The 26,594-nt window shown below is 58.6% G+C and carries 14 protein-coding genes, 2 pseudogenes and 1 riboswitch; of the genes and pseudogenes, 5 read left to right on the top strand and 11 right to left on the bottom strand.

The features are described from left to right. Positions 1-32 precede the first annotated feature (32 nt). The 5 genes and pseudogenes from ACR3EP_RS19640 to ACR3EP_RS19620 all read right to left on the bottom strand — a co-directional run bounded on the left by ACR3EP_RS19640 (position 33) and on the right by ACR3EP_RS19620 (position 4,354). Positions 33-580, bottom strand: a pseudogene (locus ACR3EP_RS19640) (2-hydroxyacid dehydrogenase). Continuing rightward, positions 484-1,002, bottom strand: a complete 519-nt coding sequence (locus ACR3EP_RS19635) for a Rossmann-fold NAD(P)-binding domain-containing protein (RefSeq protein WP_480639133.1) — start codon at positions 1,000-1,002, stop codon at positions 484-486. Before ACR3EP_RS19635 ends, ACR3EP_RS19640 begins: the two are co-directional and overlap by 97 nt. Next, positions 1,002-1,889, bottom strand: a complete 888-nt coding sequence (sucD, locus tag ACR3EP_RS19630) for a succinate--CoA ligase subunit alpha (protein ID WP_170352143.1) — start codon at positions 1,887-1,889, stop codon at positions 1,002-1,004. Before sucD ends, ACR3EP_RS19635 begins: the two co-directional genes overlap by 1 nt. After that, positions 1,889-3,085 carry a malate--CoA ligase subunit beta gene (locus ACR3EP_RS19625; protein WP_170352142.1) on the bottom strand — a complete coding sequence of 399 codons (1,197 nt, stop codon included), beginning with the start codon at positions 3,083-3,085 and terminating at the stop codon, positions 1,889-1,891. Before ACR3EP_RS19625 ends, sucD begins: the two co-directional genes overlap by 1 nt. Before the next feature lie 28 nt (positions 3,086-3,113). Beyond that, positions 3,114-4,354: pseudogene (locus tag ACR3EP_RS19620) on the bottom strand (pyridoxal-phosphate-dependent aminotransferase family protein). A 220-nt stretch (positions 4,355-4,574) separates the two neighbouring features. On the opposite strand from ACR3EP_RS19620, the gene ACR3EP_RS19615 reads away from it, so the two are divergent. From ACR3EP_RS19615 to ACR3EP_RS19595, 5 genes are all read left to right on the top strand, one after another. Beyond that, positions 4,575-4,742 carry a hypothetical protein gene (locus ACR3EP_RS19615; protein ID WP_480639132.1) on the top strand — a complete coding sequence of 56 codons (168 nt, stop codon included), beginning with the start codon at positions 4,575-4,577 and terminating at the stop codon, positions 4,740-4,742. A 27-nt stretch (positions 4,743-4,769) separates the two neighbouring features. Next, the gene (locus ACR3EP_RS19610; protein ID WP_480639131.1) at positions 4,770-5,147 is read left to right on the top strand and encodes a response regulator transcription factor; all 378 of its coding nucleotides are present in this window, start codon (positions 4,770-4,772) and stop codon (positions 5,145-5,147) included. 179 nt (positions 5,148-5,326) lie between these two features. Then, entirely contained in the window at positions 5,327-5,860 is a 534-nt protein-coding gene (thpR, locus tag ACR3EP_RS19605) for an RNA 2',3'-cyclic phosphodiesterase (RefSeq protein ID WP_480639130.1), read from the top strand. Between the two features lie 239 nt (positions 5,861-6,099). Further along, positions 6,100-19,419 (top strand): hypothetical protein, encoded by a 13,320-nt coding sequence (locus ACR3EP_RS19600; RefSeq protein WP_480639129.1) that lies wholly within the window; start codon positions 6,100-6,102, stop codon positions 19,417-19,419. Between the two features lie 18 nt (positions 19,420-19,437). After that, a complete protein-coding gene (locus ACR3EP_RS19595; RefSeq protein ID WP_170352065.1) occupies positions 19,438-19,917 on the top strand; it encodes an invasion associated locus B family protein in 480 nt (159 codons plus the stop codon). A 61-nt stretch (positions 19,918-19,978) separates the two neighbouring features. On the opposite strand, the gene thiC is transcribed toward ACR3EP_RS19595, so the two are convergent. From thiC to ACR3EP_RS19565, 6 genes are all read right to left on the bottom strand, one after another. Next, positions 19,979-21,769 (bottom strand): phosphomethylpyrimidine synthase ThiC, encoded by a 1,791-nt coding sequence (gene thiC, locus ACR3EP_RS19590; protein WP_480639128.1) that lies wholly within the window; start codon positions 21,767-21,769, stop codon positions 19,979-19,981. A 109-nt stretch (positions 21,770-21,878) separates the two neighbouring features. Then, positions 21,879-21,998, bottom strand: a riboswitch (TPP riboswitch). A 679-nt stretch (positions 21,999-22,677) separates the two neighbouring features. Then, complete coding sequence (locus tag ACR3EP_RS19585; protein ID WP_480639127.1) at positions 22,678-23,124, bottom strand: hypothetical protein; 447 nt, start codon at positions 23,122-23,124, stop codon at positions 22,678-22,680. 80 nt (positions 23,125-23,204) lie between these two features. Continuing rightward, the gene (locus ACR3EP_RS19580) at positions 23,205-24,077 is read right to left on the bottom strand and encodes a sulfatase-like hydrolase/transferase (protein WP_480639126.1); all 873 of its coding nucleotides are present in this window, start codon (positions 24,075-24,077) and stop codon (positions 23,205-23,207) included. Continuing rightward, a complete protein-coding gene (locus ACR3EP_RS19575) occupies positions 24,070-24,294 on the bottom strand; it encodes a hypothetical protein (protein ID WP_480639125.1) in 225 nt (74 codons plus the stop codon). Before ACR3EP_RS19575 ends, ACR3EP_RS19580 begins: the two co-directional genes overlap by 8 nt. Continuing rightward, positions 24,291-24,911 (bottom strand): sulfatase-like hydrolase/transferase, encoded by a 621-nt coding sequence (locus tag ACR3EP_RS19570; RefSeq protein ID WP_480639124.1) that lies wholly within the window; start codon positions 24,909-24,911, stop codon positions 24,291-24,293. The genes ACR3EP_RS19575 and ACR3EP_RS19570 overlap by 4 nt, the downstream gene beginning before the upstream one ends. Positions 24,912-25,493: 582 nt before the next feature. Beyond that, positions 25,494-26,447, bottom strand: coding sequence for an isopenicillin N synthase family dioxygenase (locus ACR3EP_RS19565; protein ID WP_480639123.1), 954 nt, complete (start codon positions 26,445-26,447; stop codon positions 25,494-25,496). Between the last annotated feature and the right edge of the window lie 147 nt (positions 26,448-26,594).

Raw genomic sequence — 26,594 nt, 5'->3', positions numbered from 1 at the left:
ATCAGCAGTCATTGTTCGGGGTGAACAGGGTGTCAGATCACCCGGTCACGTGGTTCACGGCCTTGGAAGAAGTCACTCAGATTATCGAGAACGCGGAAGCCCATCGCTTCGCGGGCCTCGCGCGTTGCGCTGCCCAGATGCGGCAGCATCACGAGGTTGTCACATTGCAGCAGATCCGGGCTGATGCGGGGCTCGCCGTCGAAGACGTCCAAGGCCGCACCACCGATCATGTCGAACATCAGTGCCTGAATCAGAGCCCATTCATCAATCACCTCGCCGCGCGCAGTGTTGATCAGGAATGCGTCAGGCTTCATCAGGCTCAGTCGGCGCGAGTTGATCAGGTGCCGGTTCGCGGAGCCGCCGGGGCAGTGCAGTGACACAAAATCGCACTGGGGCAGAGATCATCGATCGTGTCCACCTGTGTTGCGTCGCACTGGCCCAATACATCCGCGGCCACCTCGCTGCGGTTGTAGACGAGGACGTTCATACCGAACCCGTGATGGGCACGGCGAGCCATTTCCTGGCCGATCCGGCCATAACCGATGATGCCCAGCGTCTTGCCGCTGACCTTTGTGCCCACAAGATGCGTCGGCCGCCAGCCGGTCCACTTGCCAGGCGCAATTCGCGTTCGCCCTCACCTGCCCGGCGCGCAACCATCAGTAGCAACGTCATGGCCAGATCGGCCGTACACTCGGACAGGACATCCGGTGTATTTGTTACCGTCATGCCTAGCTCACGCGCCGAAGGTTCGCAGATATGGCTATAGCCGACCCCATAGTTGGCAATGATCTTGGTCTGCGCGCCAGGCACATCCAATGCCTCGGCGCTGAGCGTGTCGGTGACCGTGGGTAGGACAGCATCATAGGTTTTCAACGCCCGCCGGATGTCTGCCGGGGACATTGGCTTGTCCCCGGTATTCAGCACGGCGTTGTAGTTTTCGGCCAGTTGCGCCTCGACGGCGGCAGGCCAGCGACGGGTGACTAAGACCGAAGGTTTAACCATCACGCAGCCTCCATCACTCGTGCGATTGTCTCACCAATCACGGCGGGGTTTTCGGCCACGGTCACACCAGCAGCGGACAGGATTTCAACCTTTTCGCTGGCGCTTTCGCCAAAAGCCGAGATGATCGCACCGGCGTGCCCCATGGTTCGACCTTTGGGGGCGGTCAATCCGGCAACATAAGCAATAACCGGTTTTGTAATGTGATTGCGGATGTATTCCGCGGCTTCGGCTTCCTGCGGACCGCCGATTTCGCCGATCATCGCAATGATGTGGGTATCCTCGTCCTCTTCAAACCGTTGCAGGATATCTTTGAACGAGGACCCGTTGATCGGATCGCCACCGATGCCGACGCTGGTCGAAACGCCAATGCCACGTTCTTTGAGCTGTGCTGCCGCCTCGTACCCCAGTGTGCCCGAGCGGCCAATGATGCCGACATTGCCAGGCAGGTAGATATGGCCCGGCATGATACCCAGCAGAGCCTTACCGGGGCTGATTGTACCGGCGCAGTTCGGTCCAGTCAGAACCATACGTTTTTCTCTGGGATAACGGTACATGTACCGCTTGACCCGGATCATATCCTGCGCCGGGATACCGTCGGTGATACAGACACAGTAGCGAATGCCCGCATCAGCAGCTTCCATGATGGAGTCTGCAGCAAACGGAGGCGGAACAAAGACCAGACTGGCATCCGCTCCGGTTGCCTCAACGGCCTGTTTCACGGTGTCAAACACCGGTACACCTTCAACGGTTTCACCACCCTTGCCGGGAACAACTCCGCCGACAACATTGGTGCCGTAGGCCAGCATATCCTTTGTGTGAAAGCGCGCCATGCGTCCGGTGATGCCTTGAACGATGACGCGGGTGTCGCGGTCGAGAAGTATGCTCATTACACGGCCCTCATCTTGGTGTTTTGGGACAGATCGTTCTGCCATGCGCCCACCGCCCGTTCAGCGGCTTCCATCAAAGTGGTGGCGCGGATGATCGGTAGGCCGGATTTGGCGAGAATCTTTTGACCTTCTTCGACATTCGTACCGGCAAGTCGCACGATGACCGGGATGTCGATATCCAACTCACGCAGCGCCTGCACAACGCCCTCGGCGACCCAGTCGCAGCGGTTAATGCCAGCAAAGATATTGACCAAAACCGCCTGAACGTTCTTGTCGGACAGAACCAGTCGAAAGGCCTTGGCCACGCGCTCGGGTGAGGCACCACCACCGATATCGAGGAAGTTCGCGGGCTCGCCCCCGGCCAGTTTGATCGTGTCCATCGTGGCCATGGCCAGACCAGCGCCGTTCACGATGCAGCCGATATTGCCGTCCAGCCCGACATAAGACAGGCCACGGTCCGCCGCGCGGCTTTCACGGGGATCTTCCTGGCTTTTATCCCGAAGTTCAGCGATCTGCGGATGACGGAACAGGGCATTGTCGTCAAAGCTCATCTTCGCGTCCAATGCCAGCACACGGTCGTCGCCAGTGATAACCAATGGATTGATTTCAACCATCGTGGCGTCCAGATCGCTGAAGGCGGCATAGCAGCCCTGCAACGTCCGTACCATTTGCTGAACCAGACGAGCCTCAAGGCCCAGATTGAAGGCTATCTCGCGGGCCTGGAACTCCTGGAGGCCAACTGCGGGTTCCACGATGGACCGCACGATGCTGTCCGGGCGTTCCGCCGAGATCTCCTCGATCTCCATTCCGCCTTCAGACGAGGCGACGATCATGACCCGCTGGCTGGAGCGGTCCAGAACAAAACCAAGATAGATCTCGCGATCAATCGGCACAGCGGACTCGACATAGACACGATAGATGCCTTTGCCTTCCGGTCCGGTCTGATGGGTCACCAACTTGCGGCCGAACATCTCGTCACAGGCCTCGTGGATCTCGTTTTCACTGTTACACAGTTTGACGCCACCCGCTTTGCCGCGGCCACCCGCATGGACCTGGGCTTTGACAATCCACTTGTCTCCGCCCAGTTCGCGGGCGCGATAGGCCGCCTGTTCCGGGCTATAGGCCAAGGCACCTGACGGTACGGCGACGCCAAAATTCGAAAGAACCTCTTTCGCCTGGTATTCATGGATATCCATCTGCATTCCTCCCGTTCATGCAGTGCGTTCAAGCAGCGATCGATGTGCCGTAACGGCTTTCGAGCAATGCCTCGATCTCTTCGAAATCGACATTGCCGCCCAGTTCCCGCATGGCTTCGGCAAACAGGCGGACGATCCGGCTGACGGCCTGGCGGTTGAGCTGATTGAGGATGCCGATGCGTACCTGAACCGGCGCGCTGAGCGTCGGCCAGATCCCAAAACCCCTTGCCCGACAGTTCTGCACCAGCTCCATCTCTCGCCCGGCCAGTTCCGGCGGCAGATTCAGCACGACCAGGCTGGGCATGTCCGAAGTCACCTCGCATCCCATGGCCGTAACAGCATCGCGCAGCACGCGTTCATGGGTCTTGTACGAGGCTGACCGTCTGGCCAGACCTTCCTGAAGTGTCAGACGCGGGACTCATGGAACGCTGCAACGGCATACCCGGAATGGGTTCTGTGATAGGTTCCCTTTTCGACGTCCTGACCGTCGACAATACCCCAGTGACGCGCCTCGAATAGGGGATTGTGGACATAACTGTAGGCACCCGTCGCTCTGAGGGATTCAATAAAGGCATCTGTAAAACTGACCGGCGCATAGGTCAGTGGCAGGCAGCACAGGCCCTTCTGCGGACAGGATGCCCAACCGGCGATCCCCGGATAGTCATCAATCGAAAAATCGTCGACGCCCAACGACGAGACCGCATCAACCAGACCCATCACCCCATGACGCTCGCATGCGTCCGAGAACCCGCGCAGATCATTGATGCGGCCCGATCCGGTTTCCCAATGCGCCATGAAGGCCCATTTTGGTTTGTGCTGTTCCAGCGCGGCTTCAACCAGTTCACCAGTGACCGGCTGTCCGTGCGGAACATCAACGACCGTTACGCTGGCGGCCTGTGGATCAAGCGGGCTGGCGGCATGCTCCTCGGGCGTGGCCGCCTTGATGCGTAGGGTCAGCGCATCAATGCCGGAAAAGGTGCCGTTGGCAAAGGCCACGACTTTATCACCGGGCATCACAGCCGAGAACATGGTGTCCAATGCGCTCCAGCCGGTACCGGCCACAGCAAAGGTATAGGTGTTATCGGTTCCCCAGATATTGCGCAGCATGTGCTTGCATTCGACCATCCCACGCAAAACGTCGCCCTGCATGTGATCCGCAACCCCGGCATTGGCGAAGGCCTGCAAAACACGAGCATCGGTATTGCCCGGCCCCGGACCAGCAGCCAGTGTCTCGGGGATCTCAAGCGGGGGATAAATCTGAAAAGTCATCGTCTGACACTCTCGGCTGTTGACCGGGCGCTGCGGCCCGTCGTGTTTCATTGCCGAATAGAAAACGCGGCCTTGTCTTACGACACAACGTAACTTACTACTGCTTTAGGATGGCTAAAGGTATGGGAAGAAACCCACTCATATTGGTAAAACTACCGCAGTATACCAAATTTCTACCTACCCAATCAGGTAGTATTTAGCAAAAATAAGGTAGAAACAGATGGTTGATGCCCTAGGAGTACCGCTTGATGTCATGCTGGCGGATAGCAATCCGCTGGTCCTGCCCGCCATGTCCAAAATTTCCGAAAGCGACCCCCGATTCTCGCTGGTGGCGACATCTGCCACGGCAGAAGGGTTTCTTGGGACTGTTATGCGAATTCCCGTTTAGGTCGGCGTGATCGACTAGAATCTGCCTGTGCTGGGGGCAGCCAAACTGATCGAAGTGCTGCGCGAACAGGCCAACGCCCCGCGGCTTGTGGTCTATAGCGATGCGACGGGTGATAGACCGCGTCTGACGATGCAGGCCAGGGCCGCAGGGTTTGCCGCCCGGTCCGGCGCGGTCGAAGGCCTGCTGGAAACCTGTGCCAATGTGGCGGCGGGTAAGATGGTTTTTCCGTTTATCGACGTACGAAAAATGCAGCAGGACCCGATTCAAAGCTTGTCCCGCAATGAGCGCGCCATTCTCGAAGCATTGGCACAAGGAATGTCGAACCGGGATTTGTCAAAAGAGCTGCAGATTTCGACCAACACCGTCAAGTTTCACCTGTCGATCGTCTATGAAAACTTGACGTGAAAAACAGAACACAAGCCATTGCCCAGTTCTATTCATCCCGGATCGCCCGAGAATAAGTTGGCTCGGGCCAGTCATTCATCAATTCCGGGCTTACATGCAGATCGCGCAAAGACCTGACATCGCGGGCATGAACGGTTAACTTTACCTGCGTTCAACAATAGACACAGCAAGAGGGTCAATTGCGTTCCTTCGTCGCCATATCACTCAACCATGAGGCGAAGGTGGCTCTTGCCCCGCTACAACGCGCGTTACCTGCGGGCAGACCGGTGCCACCTGAGAACCTGCATTTGACGCTGGCATTTCTGGATGATCAGCCCGAACAGGTATTGGAGGCTTTGCATGACGAGCTTTTAGCGCTTTCCTCTGCACCTTTTCACATCACGTTTTTGGGCATCGAGTGTTTCGGGCGTGCATTGGCAATTGGGGTTAAGGACAGCGCGCCACTTGTTGCGCTGCATCGCAAGATACAGATCGCAACACGGCGTGCCGGAATTGTGTTGCCCCGCCGACGTTTTCGCCCACATGTAACGATCGCGCGGCTTAAACACGAACGTCATCAGGCGGCTCACATTCCCCACGATTGCACGGTGAATACGTTGCCAGAGATGCTTGTGACCGGCTTTACCCTATACGAATCCACTCTTCGTCCGGAAGGCGCCCGTCATGTCGCCTTGGCACATTTCACGTTTAATAGGGCTGCTGTCTCACCTTAGGTGGTTTGCCTGTTCAAACCATGTGACAGCCTATTGGCGCATTAAAAATGTTGCATTTAGGCAATACGGTTCACGAAACTGTTAATAGGTGAATTTTAGGAAATTAATCTCCTTTAGCTTGCGCGTATTCTGCCCGAAATGGTGATGGGGAAATGCCGAATTGCAGGTAACTGTTTTTCGGAATTGTACCCGATTGCCATGTGTTCTGACTATGTCGGTTGCGAGGTTCGAGGGTGACAATGAAATCAAATCTACTGCTCGCGATTTCATTTTTTGTTTTTATTTCAAACCCATTGCTTGCTGCGCCAACAGCCGCTTCCAAAGTTGGCGACACAGTCACCAACCCTGTGACTGGTCTGGATACGACCGTAAGCGCGCTAATTGTGGATCCGGCCTCGACGCCAACAGCGGGTACAACCGCTTTTGTGGAAACGGCTGACGGATATGTTTTTCTCGTTAAAAGTGCGGGCGACACAATCTATAATTCGGACAATCCACCGCTTGCATTTGATGTTGTCTCCATTAGTGGAACAACGGCGCAGATCAGCAATTCCGGGGCGACCGGTACATCCAGCCTGTCGACGCAATTGACGCTGTCCCAGTACAACAGCAACTTCAACAGCTCGGGCACTCCGGGTACCGTAACACCGCCAGTGAATGTCTCTGGGCCCAACGGAGTTAATCAGGTTGTATACGGACAGAATGGCAGCAACGGACGGGACGGCGCCTTGGTCGTTCCGCCAAGATCGGGCGGAGATGGTGATGATGGCCCAACGCAGACAAAATCTCTGTCCAGCGATGTCAACGCCACCAGCAACGTCGGCTGGGAGATCGGCAGCGTTGGGGGCGATGGTGGCAACGGGGGCGACTCGTATCTGAGTTTCTGGGATGGCCGCGACGGCGGTGATGGCGGCAAAGGTGGCACAGTCACCGCAACGCAAAACTCCAACAGCACAATCCAAACATCAGGCTCCGATAACGACGGCATATTTGCATTTAGCCGTAGCGGTGAAGCGGGTAATGGTGGCAGCGGTTTCGCGGCACCGGGCGGTGGTACCGGCGGGCATTCAGCCGATGGGGGCAATGTCACAGTCAACCAGAGCGGGTCGATTTCAACGACCGGAGACTCGGCCGATGGCATCTATGCTCTGAGTGTATCGAACAATGGTGGCAATGGTGGCTCGCAATGGGGGTTGGTCGGCGCATCAGGTGACGGCGGCTATGGTGGCAGTGGTGGCACGGTAACCGTCAACACAACATCAAGCGGCAGCATTTTGACGACAGGAGATTACGCCAACGGGATTTATGCCCAGTCCATCGGCGGGTCCGGTGGCTCGGCCGGTACCAGTGGCAACTTGCTGGTTTCATTGATTGGTGGCGCAGATAATGGCGGCAATGGCGGCGCTGTTTCGGTCTCGCATGCCGGGGCGATTGAGACGCAAGGGGATTTCGGGCGCGGAATCGTCGCCCAATCCATTGGCGGCGGTGGCGGTTCGGGGGGCACTGCAGGGGGGCTGGTTGCATTGTCTCTGGGCGGGGTCGGATCAAACGGCGGTAGCGGAGACACTGTGAGCGTCACAGTCCAGGGCAGCGGCAGCATTCTGACGTCAGGCGAAGGCTCTGACGGGGTTATGGCTCAGTCCATCGGTGGCAGCGGTGGCACGGGCGCGAATTCCTATGGTTTGGTAGCCATTGGTGGCACCGGGTCGCGGGGTGGCACGGGCGCAGCAGTCAGCGTCAGCAATTACGGGAGCATCGTAACGGGCGGCGACGGCGCGCGCGGCATCATCGCGCAATCCATCGGCGGTGGCGGCGGGGACGGCGGATCGTCTGGCGGCATGGTTTCGGTCGGCGGCAATGGTAATGGCGGTGGCAGCGGTTCGACCGTGACGATCGTGAACGACGGCATCATTACCACGACCGGAGACGACGCGACGGGCATTCTGGCCCAATCCATCGGCGGCGGTGGCGGTAATGGTGGCTCGTCCGGGTCTGTTGGTGCATTTGTCGGCGTGGCCATCGGTGGGGATGGCGGTGCCGGTGGCACCGGCGGGGACGTTGATGTGACCCTGTCCAACACCGACGGCAGCCAGCCTTCGGCGATCCAAACCTCTGGCGACCGCTCGTCAGGTGTGTTTGCCCAATCCGTAGGTGGCGGTGGCGGTAATGGCGGCGGTGCTGTTTCGGTGGCCGTCGGGGCCTTCGGTGCGGCATCAGTTTCGGTCGGCGGATCGGCAGGTAATGGTGGTGACGGTGGCGACGTCACGCTAAGCGGCAGCGGCTCAGCTTCGGTGCAAACCGGAGGAGAGGATTCCGTCGGTGTCATGCTGCAATCGGTTGGCGGTGGCGGCGGCAACGGTGGCTATGCTGTCTCGGTTGCGGTGTCCGGCGGCCCGGTTTCTGGATCTTTGGCAGTTGGTGTCGGCGGTAATGGCGGCACGGGTGGCAAGGGCGGAGACGTAACGGTCGGCCAGTTCAATGGCAGCGGGGTTGCGACGATCGCAGGGTTCGAGGGCACAGTTGTCACCACAGGAAATCGTTCTACCGGGATGCTTTTCCAATCCGTTGGTGGCGGTGGCGGCAATGGTGGTCTGGCGGTTGCAGCAACCGGCGGTGCTTCGGCACTGTTTTCCGGCAATGTTTCCGTCGGGATCGGCGGGCAGGCGGGCAGCGCTGGCAATGGTGGGACCGTTCAAGTCTATACCAATGCGGACGTTACCACGACGGGCACGAACTCCAGCGCGATCATCGCGCAATCCGTCGGCGGCGGCGGTGGCAATGGCGGCGGCAGCATCGCCGCCGGGGTCAGTGCCAGTGGTGTTGCTGCAATTGGCATCAATGTCGGCGTCGGCGGTGATGGTGGCGGTGCCGGAACCGGAGGCGATGTGACTCTGGTTGCAGGCGGCACGTCGATTGAGACCAGCGGCGCGTTTTCCAGCGGCGTTGTGGCGCAATCCGTCGGTGGCGGTGGCGGCAATGGCGGCTATGCTATCGGTGCGAGCGCCGATATCGGCGGCGCTGCGGCGGGGTCGGTCAGCGTTGGTCTTGGTGGTAAATCCGGCGGTGGCGGGGCAGGGGGGAACGTAACGGCCACTGTCGACGCAAATGTCACCACACGCGGAGACGATTCCGGTGCAGTAGTCGTGCAATCCATCGGTGGCGGCGGCGGCAATGGTGGTTTCAGCGTCGCGGCGGGTCTGGCCGCCGGGGGTGCCGGTGCCGGAACCATCGGTGTGGGCCTTGGCGGTGACGGCGGCAGTGGTGGCGGTGGAGGAACGGTCACGGGCGTTCGCGTCAATGGGGACGTTCGAACCGAAGGCTTGCGGTCCACAGGTGTAGTGGTTCAATCCATTGGTGGTGGCGGTGGCAATGGTGGCTTTAACGTCACCGCAGGAGTCGCCGCTGCGGGTGCTGGTGCCGGGTCAATTGGCGTCGGGCTGGGCGGAAACGGTGCGACCGGCGGCGACGGCGGCGTGGTCGAGGCTCAGGTTGCTGGGAACGTCACAACTCTGTCCGACAATTCAAGTGGTGTTGTGTTCCAATCCATTGGCGGCGGCGGCGGTAATGGCGGGTTCAACGTCACGGCCGGGATCGCGGGGGCTGGCGCGGGTGGCGGTGCTGTCACAGTTGGCCTTGGCGGCGGTGGCTCGGGCGGCGGGATTGGAAAATCGGTCACTGGCACAGTCTCCGGCACAGTCAGCACAGGCGGCGCGGATTCGACTGCGGTTCTGGCGCAATCCGTTGGCGGTGGCGGAGGTAACGGCGGGTTCAACGTCAGCGCCTCGCTCGCAGGTGCAGGGGTTGGCAGCGGCGCTGTCAGCGTCGGCCTGGGCGGCGATGGCGGCAGTGGCGCAGTGGGTGGAACGGTCAACCTGACCACGACGAATTCCATTGTGACCGCCGGAGACCGGTCGTCTGGCGTTGTTGCACAATCCATTGGCGGCGGTGGCGGCAATGGGGGCTTCAATGTCTCCGGTACTGGCGCGGGCGCGGGTGTCGGCTCTGGCGCGGTTAGCGTTGGGCTGGGTGGCACGGGCGATGGTGGCGGTGATGGTGGAGCAGTCACGTTGACCTCAAACGGAACGATCCTGACGCAGGGCGATTCAGCCACAGCCTTTCTGGCGCAATCGATTGGCGGCGGCGGCGGCAACGGCGGCTTTAACGTCAGTGCGGCGGTTCAGGGATCGGGCACAGCGGGGGGCGGAGTATCCGTTGGCCTGGGCGGCGACGGCGCAGGTGGCGGAGATGGCAACACCGTCATCGCCACATCCAACAATGCAGTGGAAACACGCGGTGACCAGTCCTCGGGCGTTGTGGCGCAATCGATTGGCGGTGGCGGCGGCAATGGCGGGTTCAATGTTGCTCCGGTCCTGTCGGGCGCGGGCACGGCCAGCGGCGCGGTCAGCGTCGGGCTTGGCGGGTCGGGTGATACCGGCGGGCGGGGCGGCGACGTCATCTTGACCTCGAACGGAACCATTCTGACAGACGGGTTTGCCTCAAGTGGATTCGTCGCGCAGTCCATCGGCGGTGGCGGCGGCAATGGTGGGTTCAATGTGTCCCCCACTGTTTCGGGTGCAGGCACGGGCGCGGGCTCAGTCTCGGTTGGGCTGGGCGGTTCGGGTGCGGGTGGGGGTGACGGTAGCCAGGTTACCGCCAGCACAACGGCAAATGTGGTCACCAAGGGCGACGCCTCGGTTGGTATTCTGGCACAATCTGTCGGCGGCGGCGGTGGCAATGGTGGTTTTAACGTATCGCCAGCTTTGGCGGGCGCAGGCACCGGGTCAGGAGCGATCAGCGTTGGTCTGGGCGGATCGGGTGGCAGCGGTGGCACGGGCGGCATCGTGGGTCTGACCGTCGCTAACGATGTACAGACGGAAGGCGCGCAGTCCAGCGCAGTTGTTGCGCAATCCATTGGCGGCGGCGGTGGCAATGGCGGGTTCAATGTCTCGGCATCCGTGGGCGGTGCAGGTACAGGCTCCGGCGCGGCGGCTGTAGGTTTGGGTGGCCGCGGGACAGGTGGCGGTGATGCCTCGGCTGTTACGGCAAATGTCACGGGCAATCTGATTACGTTGGGTGACACTTCGACAGGATTGCTAGCGCAGTCCGTCGGCGGCGGCGGCGGTAATGGGGGCCTGAACGTCTCGGTCGCGGTTGCTGCGGCAGGCACGGGATCGGGCGGTGCCTCGGTGGGTCTCGGCGGCGCGTCCGGTACGGGCGGTGACGGCGGCACCGCCGAAGCCTCGCTAACCGGTGATGTATCGACCCAAGGGAGCGAGTCCGGCGGCGTCATCGTCCAAAGCCTTGGCGGCGGCGGTGGCAATGGCGGTATGAATGTCTCCGCCACAGTCACGGTTGCCGGAACCGGCAGCGGTGGTGCCTCGGTCGGGCTTGGCGGCAGCGGTGGCGATGGTGGCAACGCCAACACGGCGAGCGGGACGGTTGTTGGAAACGTCACCACGGCTGGCGATAATTCAGGCGGCGTTCTGGTGCAATCCGCGGCAGGCGGCGGCGGTAACGGAGGGCTGAATGTCTCGGCCGCCGTGAACTTTTCGGGTACTGGCGGTGGTGCTGTTGGCGTTGGCATTGGCGGGTCCGGCGGGGATGGTGGCAATGCAAGTTCAGCCACCGGCTCGGTCACCGGTGATGTCACCACGGGCGGCGAAAACGCAACCGGTGTTCTGGTGCAATCCGTCGGTGGCGGCGGTGGCAATGGCGGCGTCAACATCTCGGGGGCGCTTAGCATTGCGCGGACAGGTTCCGGCGCGGCGGGGATCGGTGTTGGTGGTTTTGGCGGCAGCGGAGGCACCAGCGGCGTGGTCGACAACACCTTTGTGGGCAATGTCAGCACCTCGGGCGCGCGCTCGGCTGGCGTCATGGCGCAAAGCCTGGGCGGTGGCGGTGGTAATGGGGCCACGAATATTTCCGGCGCGATTTCTCTGGCCAGCAATTTCTCGGGCGGTCTTGGGATCGGCGTTGGCGGATTCGGCGGAGACGGCGGCACAGCGGACAACGTCACCCAGCAAGTCACCGGCAATGTCACCACGGCTGGCGATGACTCAGTCGGTATTCTGACACAAAGCCTTGGCGGGGGCGGTGGTAACGGCGGCACCAACATCTCGGCGGCCTTGTCCTTGTCCCGCTCGACCAATGCGGCCGTAGGCATTGGCGTCGGCGGGTTCGGCGGTGGCGGCGCATATGCCGGTGCGCTGGTTCAATCGACCGTTACAGGAGGGGTTCTGACTGCTGGCGATCGCAGCACGGCCATTCTGACACAAAGCCTTGGCGGCGGTGGTGGCAATGGCGGCACGAACATCTCGGCCACGCTGGGTATCACCCAGCAAAACGGCGGTTCGGTCAGCCTGGGCGTGGGCGGCTTTGGCGGCGGGGCTGGCAATGCTGGCGACGTTATCAGCACCCTGCGTTCCAGTACGGACAGTAGTGGCACAACTTCGGTGGTCACGACGGGCGTCGACAGCATCGGTGTGATGGCGCAATCCGTTGGTGGCGGCGGCGGTAATGGCGGTCTGAATGTTTCGGGCGCGGTGAACCTGACGGGCAAATCCGGTGCAGCGGTCGCATTGGGCCTTGGTGGCTTTGGTGGCGGTGGCGGTGATGCCGGTACGGTAACGCTGGACGTTCAAAGCGACGTAGTGACCGCAGGCGACGGGGCGCATGGTATCTTCGCCCAAAGCCTTGGCGGCGGTGGCGGTACCGGCGGTGTGAATATCTCGGGCTCATTGGCGCTGACCAAACCGTCGGGGTCTGACACGATCTTTTCCGTTGCAGCGGGCGTGGGTGGATTTGGTGGATCAGGCGGCGACGCAAGTGATGTCGACCTGGATTACACCGGCAACGTGCAGGCGGTGCCGATGGTGCTGCAATCCGACGGAACTTTCGCCGTCGATGAAAGCAAAGGCGCCAGCGGAATTATCGCGCAATCGCTGGGCGGCGGCGGTGGTCATGGCGGCACCAATGTCTCTGGCGGAATCGCGATCAGCGGCAAACCAGGGGCGGGGCAAACGGATAGCAGCAAATCCTATGCAGTCGTTGTCGGGGTCGGCGGCTTTGGCGGGGGTGGCGGCAATGCCGGGAACGTAGACGTAAACATTGGCTCCGGCAGCACGATCATGGCGCATGGCACCGGCCAATCCGGTCTGCTGGCGCAATCCGTTGGCGGTGGCGGTGGCAATGGCGGTTTGAACGTGTCGGGCGGGATCGTGTCCGACAGCTCGCTGATCGTGGGTGTTGGGGGGTTCGCAGGAAACGGTGGCAAGGCGGGCGATGTCACAGTCACGTCGCAGGCGGATATCACGGTCACGACGGACCCGGACGATATTTCGATCCCTGACACCACAACTTTTGAAGACAAGTTGCGCGATTTCCTGGGCGATACCATCGTGGATCAGACCGAAGAGCTGGCCTCGACCTATGGGTTGGAGCGTCTGTTCATCGACATGGGGGTCTTCAACGAAGAAAAGCCGGATACCGATGGCTCGGCCGGTTTGATGGCGCAATCCATCGGCGGCGGCGGTGGCAATGGTGGCCTGAACGTGTCGGGCGGGATTGCGCTGAGCAAGGATGGCAAGATCCCCTCGGTCACATTTGGTGTCGGTGGTTTCGGCGGCAATGGCAATGTCTCGGGCGATGTGAGCGTGGATCATGCCGGATCGGTTGCCGTTGCGGGCAATTGGAAGCACGGCGTTCTGGCCCAGTCCATCGCGGGCGGCGGCGGTAACGGCGCGCTGAATGTGACCGGGCAGCTGAACTATGGCGATTCCAACAATTCCGACGGCAAAACCGACCTGAGCATCGTTGGTGGTCTGGGCGGTCATGGCGGCACCGGCGCAGATGCGGGCAACGTCGTTGTTACGCAAACCGGCAATATATCGACCAATGGCTATCACGCGCGTGGCATCTTTGCCCAAAGCATCGGCGGCGGTGGCGGTACTGGCGGGATCAACGCGACCTTTGTCGGCACCAAGGACAGTTCACCCATTGCCATGGGCATCGGCGGCTTTGGTGGCGGCGGTGGTGACGCTGGCGACGTGACCGTCATGAGTGGAACCGCCCTAGCGGCAGCAGGCACTATCACGACAGACGGTGTCGGCGCGCACGGGATCGAGGCGTCCAGCATTGGCGGGGGTGGCGGTGACGCCGGGGTCAACGCGGTTGTGGGTATCAGCAAAACAACGGGCAACCAGAGTAACGGCGGCACGGGCGATTCAACCGACCGAAAGACACCGACCAATACGGGCGTGGATGACTCGGTAATTGCCAATTACAACAACGTGCTGGATGAGCTTGAAGGCAAAGTGAATCCAGCGGATTCTTCTGGCAACAAAACCGGCATGTCGGCTGTGGTTGCCATTGGCGGCGATGCCGGAACCGCTGGGGATGGTGGGACGGTCGATATTGACCATTACGGCGATATTCTTACGAAACAAGACAGTAGCCACGGGGTATTCGGCCAATCGATTGGTGGCGGCGGCGGTAACGCAGCCCTGAACCTGGCCTTTGCCTATGAACTTGCCTCGGATCAAACCAACAAGGGTTTTGGCCTGGCTGTTGGCGGCGGGACAGGTCAGGGCGGCATCGGTGGGACAGTCGATGTGCGCAATACCGGCGACATCACAACGCTCGGTGCGGATTCCCATGGGCTGTTCGCGCAATCCGTTGGTGGCGGTGGTGGCAATGCGGGCTATAACTCGGCCTCGACCTCGGTGGATGGTGGCAACGTCAACATTCAGATCGGCCGAACCGGTGGCACCGGCGGCAGTGGCGGCGATGTTTTTGCCAGCTCGGACGGTATCATCAGCACTGCGGGCGACCGCTCTTACGGGTTCTTTGCCCAATCTATTGGCAACGGCGGCGGCAATTCTTCGTCTACCTCGGTCAGCATTGGCACGCCAAAGACCGGCGACAGCAAGGGCAACAAGGCCAGTGTGTCGGTCGGTTTGGCGGGTGGCACTGGTGGCGCGGCCGGTAACGTGACTTCTGTGGTCGCGGGCACCGTGGTCACCCAGGGCGACGATGCCCATGCGGTGTTCGCGCAATCCGTGGGCGGCGGTGGCGGCAATGGCGGCAAGGCCAGCAACTCGGCCGGTGGCGGCATTTCGGCATCACTGTCCATCGGTGGCACCGGAGGCTCTGGCGGCGTAGGTGGCACGGTCGATGTGACCAGTACCGCACGGATCGCAACGCTGGGGGAACGCTCGATCGGGTTGCTGGCGCAATCGGTGGGCGGTGCAGGTGGCACTGGCGGTATGGTGCAGGCGGGTCAGGGAAACCTGGATACGATCAAATCCTTCGTTAACCCATCAACCGTGGGGACGGCAGCCTCGATCAACATCGGAGGCACTGGCGGGGACGGCATGACGTCGGACATTGTGACCGTTGTGAATGACGGCATGATCACCACGGCGGGCACGATGGCGCACGGCATCTATGCGCAATCCGTCGGCGGCGGTGGCGGCATGGGTGGCCTGGTGGAAAACCGCATCATCAACCTGCGCAAAGAGATCGGCAACACAGCGACCATTTCGATTGGCGGCAATGGCGGCACCGGTGCGATGTCTGCGGCAGTGTCGGTTACTAACCGCGATGTCATCGCAACAACAGGTGACAAGTCGATCGGTATTTATGCGCAATCCGTTGGCGGTGGCGGAGGCGACGCGCAACAGGTGCGCAACATCATCTTGGGCCGATCCTCGGAAGGATCAACGACAAACGCCATTCTGATCGGCGGAACTGGTGGCACTGGCGGCGCGGGCAGCACGGTAACCGTAGTAAACGAAACCGATGCCACGATCCTGACCGATGGTACGGAAAGTCACGGGATCTTTGCCCAGTCCATCGGTGGAGGTGGCGGTAATGGCGGCTCGACCATCTCGGTTGACGGGCGCTATGGCGGGGCCGAGGCCACTACGCGGCGGGCGCTGCAATTTGGTCTGGGCGGATCAGGCGGTACGGGTGGCACGGGCGGCAATGTCGCGGTGACCAATGCCGGTACGATCGTGACAACGGGTGCGGGTGCGCATGGTATCTTTGCCCAATCCGTCGGCGGCGGCGGTGGCAATGGCGGCAGCTCAATCACGGGGACATTGCGGTTAAAGACCGGGGACAGCAGCTCTCCGACCGCGCAGCTGAATATCGGCGGATCGGGCGGCAGCGGCAATGTTGCCGGCAACGTGGTCGTCACCAACACCGGAGACGTTCAAGTGGATGGCACAGGCGCCTACGGCATCTTTGCACAATCTGTCGGTGGCGGCGGCGGCAATGGCGGTCTGGCCGTTGCGATGGACGTGAACGACCTTAAGAACACAATGACGGGCAAATCCTATTCGAAGATCGCCATTGGCGGATCAGGCGGATCGGGTTCTGATGGAGGAGACGTCACGGTCAACCACACTGGCACAATTGTTGTGAATGCCGAAAACGGGTTTGGCATCTATGCCCAATCCGTTGGCGGCGGCGGCGGCAACGCGGGTTATTCGGTGTCATCCCCGCTGGTCTCGGTGCTGGATTACACAATCTCGCAGGCGCTGGGGGCTCGGGAGGGATCCACCGGTTCGGTGGGCACTGTAACTGTCAATTCGACCGGAGATATTCTGGTCAATGGCGTGGGCAGCGAAGCGGTCTTTGTCCAATCGGTGAATGGCGGCGGTGGCAATACTGATGCCTCTGTCGATTTCACCACCACGACCGCTGGCGCGACCGGCTCGGTCGTCAGCAGCGATATCGCCCTTGGTGGCGACGACGTGTCGGGTATGGCGGGCAACCAGATCACGCAGGCCCATAACGGCAACATTGCCACCACAAGCGATCGCTCGACCGGCCTGATGCTTCAGAGTGTCGGTGGCGGCGGCGGTACATCCGCGACCACGGTGGATGTTCAAGACGGTGACGCTATCGACATCACCGCACGTCTGGGTGCGATTGACACGGACGACGCTGGTGGCGGAGACGTGGACGGAAGCCGGACTGGTGATGTTGGCACCGATGGCGCGTTCTCGTCCGCCGGAGCGGCGCAATCCATCGGCGGCGGCGGCGGTAAGCTTGTGCTGAACAGCAACACGGATGGCGAAGCCGGGATCCAAAAGGCCGCGTCTGTGATCCTGGGTTCTGATCCCAGCTTCAACAACGATGGCGGCGATATCGACCTTTTGCTGGACGGCAACGTGTTCACAAGTGGTGACCGATCCTTTGGCCAAAGCGTTCAGAGTATCGGTGCCGGTGGGGGCGAAGTTGTCATCTCGGGTCTTGGGCGTGCGGATGTAACGCTGGGCGCGCAAGACGACTCAACCGGTGACGGTGGTGATGTCGGCTTTGCAAATATCGGGGACATGACTACCAGTGGAACTGGATCGCACGGGTTCGTCATCCAAAGTATCGGTGGCGGCGGCGGTCTCGTTTCAACCGATATGGAGGCCAGCCGGATCACGGTAAACCTGTCTGCTGCAAATGGCGGTGATGGCGGCGATATCGGATTCTCGCAATCCGGCAACATCGTCACGACGGGCGAAAATGCGATTGGTGTTGTGGCGCAGTCGCTTGGCGGCGGCGGTGGCATGGTGGACTCGGTCTATCGCGGGGCTGCCGGTGGTGCGGGCTCTGGTGGCGCCATCGACATGACGCTTGATGGTAACATCCTGTCGGTGGGCGAGGGCGGCATCGGCGTCTTGGCACAATCCGAGGGGCGTGATGGCGCAGACGCGATCACACTTGGCTTTGACGGCGTCGTCATGGGCGGCACTGGTGAGGCGGGGTCAGTCGCATCAATCGTTGTGGACGGCGGCACCGACAATGTGCTGACCCTGTCTAAAGATACCCTGTTGATCGCCGGCAACGATCAATTGGTGAATGGGGGCGACGGCAACGAACAAATCTCGCTTGCGGGTACGGCCCTTGGCAACATGGATCTTGGCGCAGGCACTAACGGCTTTACCGTCGAAGACGGCGCGGACTTCTATGCGTTGGATACGGTCAATCTGGGTGCTGACGGCTTCATGCAGGTGAACGGTGATTTTGTACTAGGGGCCAATCTGGGTCTGGACGGAGATTTGACGGCGACGGTTGCGGCCAGTGACTTTACCTTCAGCGGAAATGTCAGCCAGACATTGAACCTAACCGGAAGCCTGGCCTTTGGAGCAACGGCAACGTCAACCTTCGACGTGTATTTCCTGACCTCTGGGGCATCGGGTGGCAACAGCGACCTGGTTAATGCCACCGGCAATGCCACCATGGGCGGTACGCTGGTGCCACTGCTGAATACGCTGGAAAGGGCCTTGCCGCTTGTCATCATCAATCCTGATGGAACCGCCGCAGACGCGGGCACGCTGATCGAAGACACTGTGGTGCTGGATTATTCCATCGGCCTGAACGGCTCCACCTCTGACGGCAGTTCGGTCGACCTGGTGATCACGCCGGATTATTCGACCCCCGGCATGAACGCCAATCAGGCGGCCATCGGGGATTACATCAACCAAGTTCTGAACGGGCAGGGATCGGCTGCCCAAGGCCAACTGTTCGCCTTGATCGGCAACATGCAGTCCGAGGCCGATGTCATCGCCGCAATCGAAAGCCTGTCGACTGCCGACTATGCCGCCGATGCCGTGGATGCGCTTTATGGCACCCGGGTATTTGCGGACACGCTGCACAATTGCGAACGGTTTACCGATTACCAGTTCGGGGATGACCCGCGCAATTGTGTTTGGTTCTCAGGCGGGCGGTCTTTTTATGACCGCGATCAGACCGGCATGTACGAAGAGCTGGACATCAACGACACCAACCTGTCGGCTGGTGTCCGTCTGCCGGTTGGGGATGAGCTATTCGCCGGGTTCGCGGTAGGCTATGACGAGATGAGCCTCCGGAACGGATCGAATTACAATGCAACGGGTGATCGGTTCAATCTGGGTGCCTCGCTGACCAAATACACCGGCGCTTGGGAGTTTGCAGCCCAGCTGTCGGCCGGTTGGTCAGACTATGATACGCTCAGCGCGGGCGGGATCAGTGGTGTGTTGCCCAACGGTCAAATCGTAAGCACCGTTGGTGTCAGCGAGATCAAGCACAAGATGAACCATCAGAACCTGCGTCTCAGCCTTGCTTATGACCACAGGTTCGCGGGCGGCAGTTCCTATCTGCGCCCTGAGGTAGCCGTTGATGCCACACGTCTGGCAACCGAAAGCAATGGCGATGCAACCCTGGCGGGGGTCGTTCTGCAAGACGATAGCGAGATGATCTATTCGTTCACGCCTTCGCTGGAAATCGGAACCGAGCAAACCCTGAGTGCCTCGCAGAAGCTCCGCGTAAGTTTTCAGGTTGGTGCCATTCTCTCGTCGGATGATACCGTATCGGTCACCGCCGGGTTCAACGGAGCGAGCACCGCTGACGGTGGGTTTTCAAACACCAGCTTTGTCGGCGACGCGCATGGCTTGGTCTCGGCCCGGTTGGGGCTGTTTGCGCTGGATGACAGCAGCTTTGTCAATCTGAGCCTCGATCATTTGTTCGGAGACTCAACCAGGGCCCTGCAGGTAGGTCTTGGCCTTGGACTACAATTCTAATCGATGAGGGACAGCAGGATGAAAACTTGGATAAGCGCTTTGGGAGTCACATTGGGATTGGCAACTCCCCTTGCTGCGCAGGAAGGCGCAGCGCCGCCATGGTCGGTCAATTGCAGCAATCGGGCCGTTGGGTCCGAGTTGATCTGCGAAATGACCCAAAGCATCGTTTTGACCGAAAACAACCAAAGGCTTACGTCCATCGCATTTATCAAGGCTGCAGGTAAGGACGAGACTGAGACCGTGCTGACCCTGCCATTCGGTCTCTTGTTCTCGGAAGGGCTGGTTGCAAAGGTGGATGATGCCGAGGTCGCCCGTCTGGAGTTCCTGACATGCGAGGCACAAGGTTGTTTTGCCCGTTCGCCAGTTTCCCAGGAATGGATGTCTGCGATGCGGGCAGGTAATCAATTGCAGATCGACGCTAAAAACAGGGTCGGAGAGCCAATTTCATTTGGCTTCGATTTGACTGGGTTCAGCAAAGTATCCGATCTATTGCCCTGAGAGTAGTTTCCCTTCAATGCAAGAGCGTGCGGAGCCGAAAGGATCGGCTCCGCCGCGGTGTTTAGTCTTTCACGGGCATGTAAAGGTCGCCGCCTTCACGGAATTTGGCGGCCATGGCCTCCATCCCCTCTTTCTGCGCTTCAGTTCGAATGTCGTGGCTGATCCGCATCGAGCAGAATTTCGGCCCGCACATGGAACAGAAATGCGCCACCTTATGCGCTTGTTTGGGCAGGGTTTGGTCGTGGAATTCCCGCGCCGTTTCCGGGTCCAGCGACAGGTTGAACTGATCTTCCCAGCGGAACTCGAACCGGGCGCGGGACAGCGCATCGTCACGACGTTGCGCGCCCGGCAGACCTTTAGCCAAATCAGCGGCGTGAGCGGCGATCTTATAAGTAATAACCCCAGTTTTCACATCATCCCGGTCCGGCAGCCCCAGATGTTCTTTAGGCGTGACATAGCAGAGCATCGCACAACCAAACCAGCCAATCATCGCAGCACCAATGCCGCTGGTGATGTGGTCATAGCCCGGCGCGATATCGGTGGTCAGGGGGCCAAGCGTGTAAAAGGGCGCCTCGTGGCAACACTCCAATTGCTTGTCCATGTTTTCTTTGATCTTGTGCATGGCTACGTGTCCGGGGCCTTCGATCATCACCTGACAATCCTTGGCCCACGCGATTTTGGTCAGCTCACCCAGCGTCTCAAGCTCGGCAAATTGTGCCTCGTCATTAGCGTCGGCGATAGAGCCGGGACGCAGACCGTCGCCTAGGCTGAACGACACATCATAGGCCCGGCAGATGTCGCAGATTTCGTCGAAATGCTCATAGAGGAAGCTTTCCTTGTGGTGATGCAAGCACCACTTGGCCATGATCGACCCACCGCGCGACACAATACCGGTAACCCGTTTTACCGTCATCGGCACCATATGCAGGCGCACGCCTGAGTGGATGGTGAAATAGTCGACGCCTTGTTCGGCCTGTTCGATCAGCGTGTCACGGAACACTTCCCATGTCAGGTCTTCGGCAATGCCGTTGACCTTTTCCAGCGCTTGATACAACGGCACGGTGCCAATCGGCACCGGGCTGTTGCGGATGATCCATTCACGGGTGTTGTGGATGTTGCGGCCGGTCGACAGGTCCATGACGGTATCAGCACCCCAACGGATCGACCAGACCATTTTATCGACCTCTTCTTCCATCGAAGAGGTCACAGCCGAGGTACCCATATTGGCGTTGATCTTGACCAGGAAATTACGCCCGATGATCATCGGTTCGCTTTCAGGGTGGTTGATATTCGCAGGGATAATGGCGCGACCAGCGGCGACCTCGTCCCGCACGAATTCCGGGGTCACATAATCAGGGATGTTTGCACCCCAATCATTGCCTTCGCGCTGTTCAACGACAGCCTCGCGCAGTTGGTTTTCACGGATGGCGATGAATTCCATTTCCGGGGTGACGATGCCGGCGCGAGCATAGGCCAGTTGCGTCACAGCCTTTCCATCCTTGGCGCGCAGAGGGCGCGGGCGCACAGGGAACTCGGGCGTTAGCCGATCACCTTCGACAAAACCGTTGTCTTCCGGTTTGATCTCACGTCCATCATATTCTTCGGCATCTGCTCGAGCCTCAATCCACTTGCGACGCAGCGGCGCCAGACCTTGCCGAATGTCCGTCATCACCTGCGGATCGGTATACGGCCCTGAACTGTCATACACGGGCAAGGGTGGCTCCCCCGCCGTGGGGTGGACCGAAATTTCACGCATTGGCACGCGCACATCCGGGTGCACTGTGCCGTTTACATAGATCTTGCGCGATGCGGGCAGTTCACCGGCGGTGATTTTGGGGTTGGGGACGTTCATGTTGGTGCTCCTCAAGCAGTTCAACTTAAAAAGACACCAGATGAGTTTTGGCTTGGGGAAACGAGAAGGCAGACAGCCCCCTGTTCGGAGTGCGCTTGCCCGGTATTGTGGCCTGCGCGCCCTAGCTTCCTACGCCAGTATCAACTGGGTCAGGTTCAAAGGGTCGCGTCGCCGGGCATTGCCCCGTCAGCCTCTCAGTCCCCTTGGTGGGACTCCCCTGCGTACAGGTGGTTTAGCTTGAGATTCACGGCTTAAACAAGCACCAAAATTAATTTGTTTCAGATTTTCTCGAACGGCCGGGACCTTCCATTCGGTGCAGTATGTCACCAGAAATACGGTCTTATCTGATGCGCATGCCGACCAATTCGACAGATACTCCGCATATCGACGGTAAGTTAAACACGGTTATTTAACATAAGACGTCTTATAGGGGAATTCCCTCATTTGAGGGAGAATTGTCGGAGTACGTAAATAATGGGACTGAATTATTGAGACTCGTCTTCCCCATAATTCAACGACTTAAGATTCTCATGCATTTTGGTGGATTTCGCTGATTTGGACTTATCAAGCTTGTCTCAGACTGCAGCAATACGATCGTCGACTGCGACGCGCATTGGGAACTTCCGAGAGCGGAAACAACTCGCAGACCGACAGCTTCACAGCGTAAGGTTTTGTGCTGAACAATGTTGAGCGACTGAGTGCCCTGCCCTGATCACTTCCGGCCCTTACCGGACTTTAGTCGGTCGTTCAGCATTCTGCAGTGCGGCTCGGCATTACGGACATTCGCTGCACGTGCGCAATTAGAAGATGGCTGAATGACCGTTCTGCGGACGAAGCGGACAAATATACCATCCGGTTTTCCACTGCCGACTCAAGCAAGTAGGCAACCTCTCAACCCTGTGAGCCAACTAGTCGCTTGCTCTTTGCATCGCGTCTTCGAGTTTTTGAATATCCGCTTGGCTCAACTGGGGCCGGTCGATTTTTATCGTAAGCTTTTCCAGTTTCGCGGTTAGTGGGAACGGTGGTTGGTAGTCGTCGTCGTTAACGCCGGTCAATGTATCAGAACCTATGTCAAACGCCTCGTCCCACTGAAGGGTGGTGGGAATAGTGTTCTTCATCTTTTGGGTTGCTACGACTTCGCCATCGACTTTCAGCGTCCCGGTGCCACCTGACCTAAACCACTGGTGCTTCCATATGCGAGGTTCCGGTCCGAGGCCGTCATATTTGAAGTCAAACTCCAGAGTGTGCTTTCCGGGTGCCAAGGCCTCTTTGCCTTCCCATTTTATCCGTTCTAGATTCAACATATTCAGAGAAGACTGGCTTGCCATCAAGTAGGTAGAAACCGTAACCGGCAAAGCGGCCGCCTGATGTCAAAATCATGCCTTCAGCACCACCTTCGGGCACATCTATCTCTGCTGTAATGGTGTACGAGCTGTTAAGAATACTTGGGAATCTCCTGAGGAACCCCAGTCATTGGCCGGACATAAACGAACTCGTTTCGTCCCGCCGCAATGCTTGGCCGAGGTAATGAAATTCTGGACGTGACCGAGGCATCCATCGGGAAGACCTGATACTTATTTGCTTCTTCTATAAATATAGCCTTCAGTTCTTCGATCTTCTCTGGGTGCTGCGCCGCTAGATCATTTCTTTGATTCATATCCGTGGTTAGATCGTAAAGCTCGAGCACTTGATTGTTCAAAGGGTCAGGGTTTGGTGTCTTTGGCGTTTCCCATGGCATCCGGTTTACTTTGGTGCTCAATAACCAACCTTCGTGATACAAAGCCCATTGTCCCATCATTTCAAAGTACTGAGTTCGGTGACGGCTCGGTGCATCCTTGTTTTTCTCATCGAAAGTATATGCAAAGCTGGTGCCTTCAATTGGAGATTGAACAATCCCGTCGACTTCCAACGGTGCATCAATTCCGGTGACTTCTAGGATCGTCGGCACGACGTCGATTACATGCATGAACTGATCTCGCTGACCACCTTTGTCTGCGATTCCGTCAGGCCATGACACCACCATGTTCTGTCGGATGCCGCCAAGCCTGTTTGCATTCTGCTTGAAATAGTCAAACGGAGTATCAAAGCCAGGACCATCCTGCAGACATGTGATTGTATGTCTGGTCCGTTCCCCAGACATCGTACCACTGCAACTGCGTTTTTGCAGGCATCTCTGCGATACCATTGAACCAAGCCACCTCGTTCGGTGTCCCCATTGGACCACCCTCAGCCAGGTGCCATTGTCACCGTTGATGTAGAAGATCAGTGTGTTGTCACGTTTTCCGAGGTCCTCTATTGCGTCAATCACGCCCAATTTCATGGTCTGTATAAGCCGCATAAGCGGCGAACACTTCCACCTGCCGCACGAAGAGTTTTTTCTCGTCGTCCGTCAATTGATCCCACGGCTTGATTTTGTCTGCGGGCCAAGGCGACAGCGTTGCATCTTGCGGGACAAGCCCCAACTTTTTCTGATTCTCAAAAATTGTCTGCCTAAGTGCTTCGTACCCACCATCAAACAGGTTCATCGCCTCGATCTTCTGACCCACTCTTTGGTCGGGTGGTGCGGCGCGTGCGTTGCACCGGGCACATACTTGACAAAGAAAGGCTTACTTGGCTCGATTTGGTGCAACCGCGAAATGTGGTCAATCGCATCGTCGGCCATTCCGGTGATCAGGTTCCACTCAGGATCACCTTCAAACGGGTAAATCGGGGTGGTGTTTCGATATAGGTTCGGCTGCCATTGGTTCGCGTCTCCACCAACAAACCCAAAAAAGTACTCGAAACCTAAACCAGTCGGCCATTTGTCAAATGGACCAGCCTGGCTCGCTGCAAATGCTGGGGTGTTATGGTTTTCCAAACCATGAAGTGGCGTAGCCATTGTCTGAAAGTATCCTCCCGATAGTGGCTTTGTTGTCTGGAATAATACTGTTGTAGCCGGGATACCCGGTCGAAGATTCGAAATCACTCCGAACCCGACCGGTGATGATTGCGGCCTGTCATCAAGGCTGCTGGTCGGTGAACAAAGTGCGGTCGAATAGATATTCGTAAAACTCAAACCCTCTTTTGCCAATTCATCCATCGTATCAGTCGGGATGACGCCGCCAAAAGTACTAGGAATACCATACCCAGCATCATCCAACATGATGAGGAGGATGTTGGCGCGTTCTCAGGTGGCACGACGCGGCGGCCACAAGGGTTGAATTGGTCGCTTGCTCCTCAATTTTTCCCAAACACCGGAGGTTCAGGCAATTGCCTGCCATCAATTGTGGTGGTTCCGTCTGGAGAGCCCACTTGCGATTGGGATAGCGCCATTTCGGTAGTGAAACGAATGAGACCAATACTGCTACAGTTAGCTTCAATCTATTGGTTGCAGGCATTTCTAACCCTCCCTCCACATTGACACACGGGATTGCGGTCAACCTTATTTCCGTCGGTTTCGGGTTTTAGAGCCGCGCTAGACCAAATCCCGTAGTGATATTCATATTCAAGAATGTTCTATGTGTAGCACTAGATTTCCTTGGCACGACAATTTTTTGCGACCTCTATGGGCTCAATACGGACCTCGGACCGAACGCAGCATCCGGGCGGCAGACGTTACTCACATGTACCGAAACGGCCCATTGAGGATTTTGATCTGAAGCCGCACAGCTGCGTCGCAGCAACTGCAATGCGGACGTTCGTTTCATATCGGTCAGTGAAATGTCACTGCCAACGCAGCGTGCTTTTAGGTATCCGAATGGCCAACCTGATGTGCGTCGTAGCTTGCTTCCAGTTCTCCTCTCAAAAACTGTCCAAACTTCAGGATCGAACCTCGCAGTCCCTGTCCCAGGAGCGGCGCGATTTCAGCAGAGACATGTGGGTCGAAGAAGAACGGTACGGAATAGCGCTGTTGTCCGGTCGCATTGATAACCCGGTGCGGGGTGGACAACAACTTTCCGTTGGAGAGTCGGTGCAGCATATCGCCTACATTAACCACGAAGGCATTGTCGATAGGCGGTGCATCCACCCAATGACCCTCAGGCGTCTGGACTTGCAAACCACCAACATTGTCCTGTGCGAGCAATGTCAGACATCCAAAGTCCTTGTGGGGTGCAGATCCGTAAAGATCACCCAAAGCCTGTGGCGGTTGTGGTGGATAGTGGAGTAGGCGCAGCCAAATCGTTGGCGTCTGGAATGCACTGAGGATCGAACGATCCGCGGCGCCAATAGCGTCAAGGGCAAGACCCATGAGTTTGTAACCCAGTTTTGTCATCGCGTCGGCATAAGCCTCGCAGGCCTCTCGGAAACCTTCCAGAGCGGGCCATTGATTTGGTCCGGACAGATAGACGGCAGGGTCGACCTCGGCATCCTCGCGCATCATCATGAACGATGCGGACTGATTGGGTTTAGTCACCTTGGCCAGGTCAGAGTTCACGTCCGTGGAGGTGTTGATCGCGATGTAGCCACGATGACATTTATTTAATGCAATTGCCTGTTTTTCGATCTCCGGCAGTGCATGAAATTCCGTCGAGGCGGCAAACACGGCAGCGCGCAAGTCAGGATCAACGCCGTGATTAACAACATAGCCAAATCCGGTTTTTCCATAGGCTTCGGCGAATTCCAAGGCGAGGTTGGACGTATCCTCTCCATTGATCAGCGGTGCAAGATCAAGCACCGGGATTTCAATGAATTCAGTCATCTGAGGTCTCCAAAATTGTTTTACTGGCAGGGTTACAAATGGAAGACCAGCTATCCGGCAAAACGTTTTCGGCGATGAGTGCTGTGGCGCTCTAAGACGACAAGATGGAGAAACTTGGGCATATGCTGCAAGCTATGACAGACTAAT

This window comes from Ruegeria sp. BB10 (genome assembly GCF_056535725.1).
Note: the sequence above shows the minus strand (reverse complement) of the source record. Positions and strands in the feature narration are given on the sequence as shown.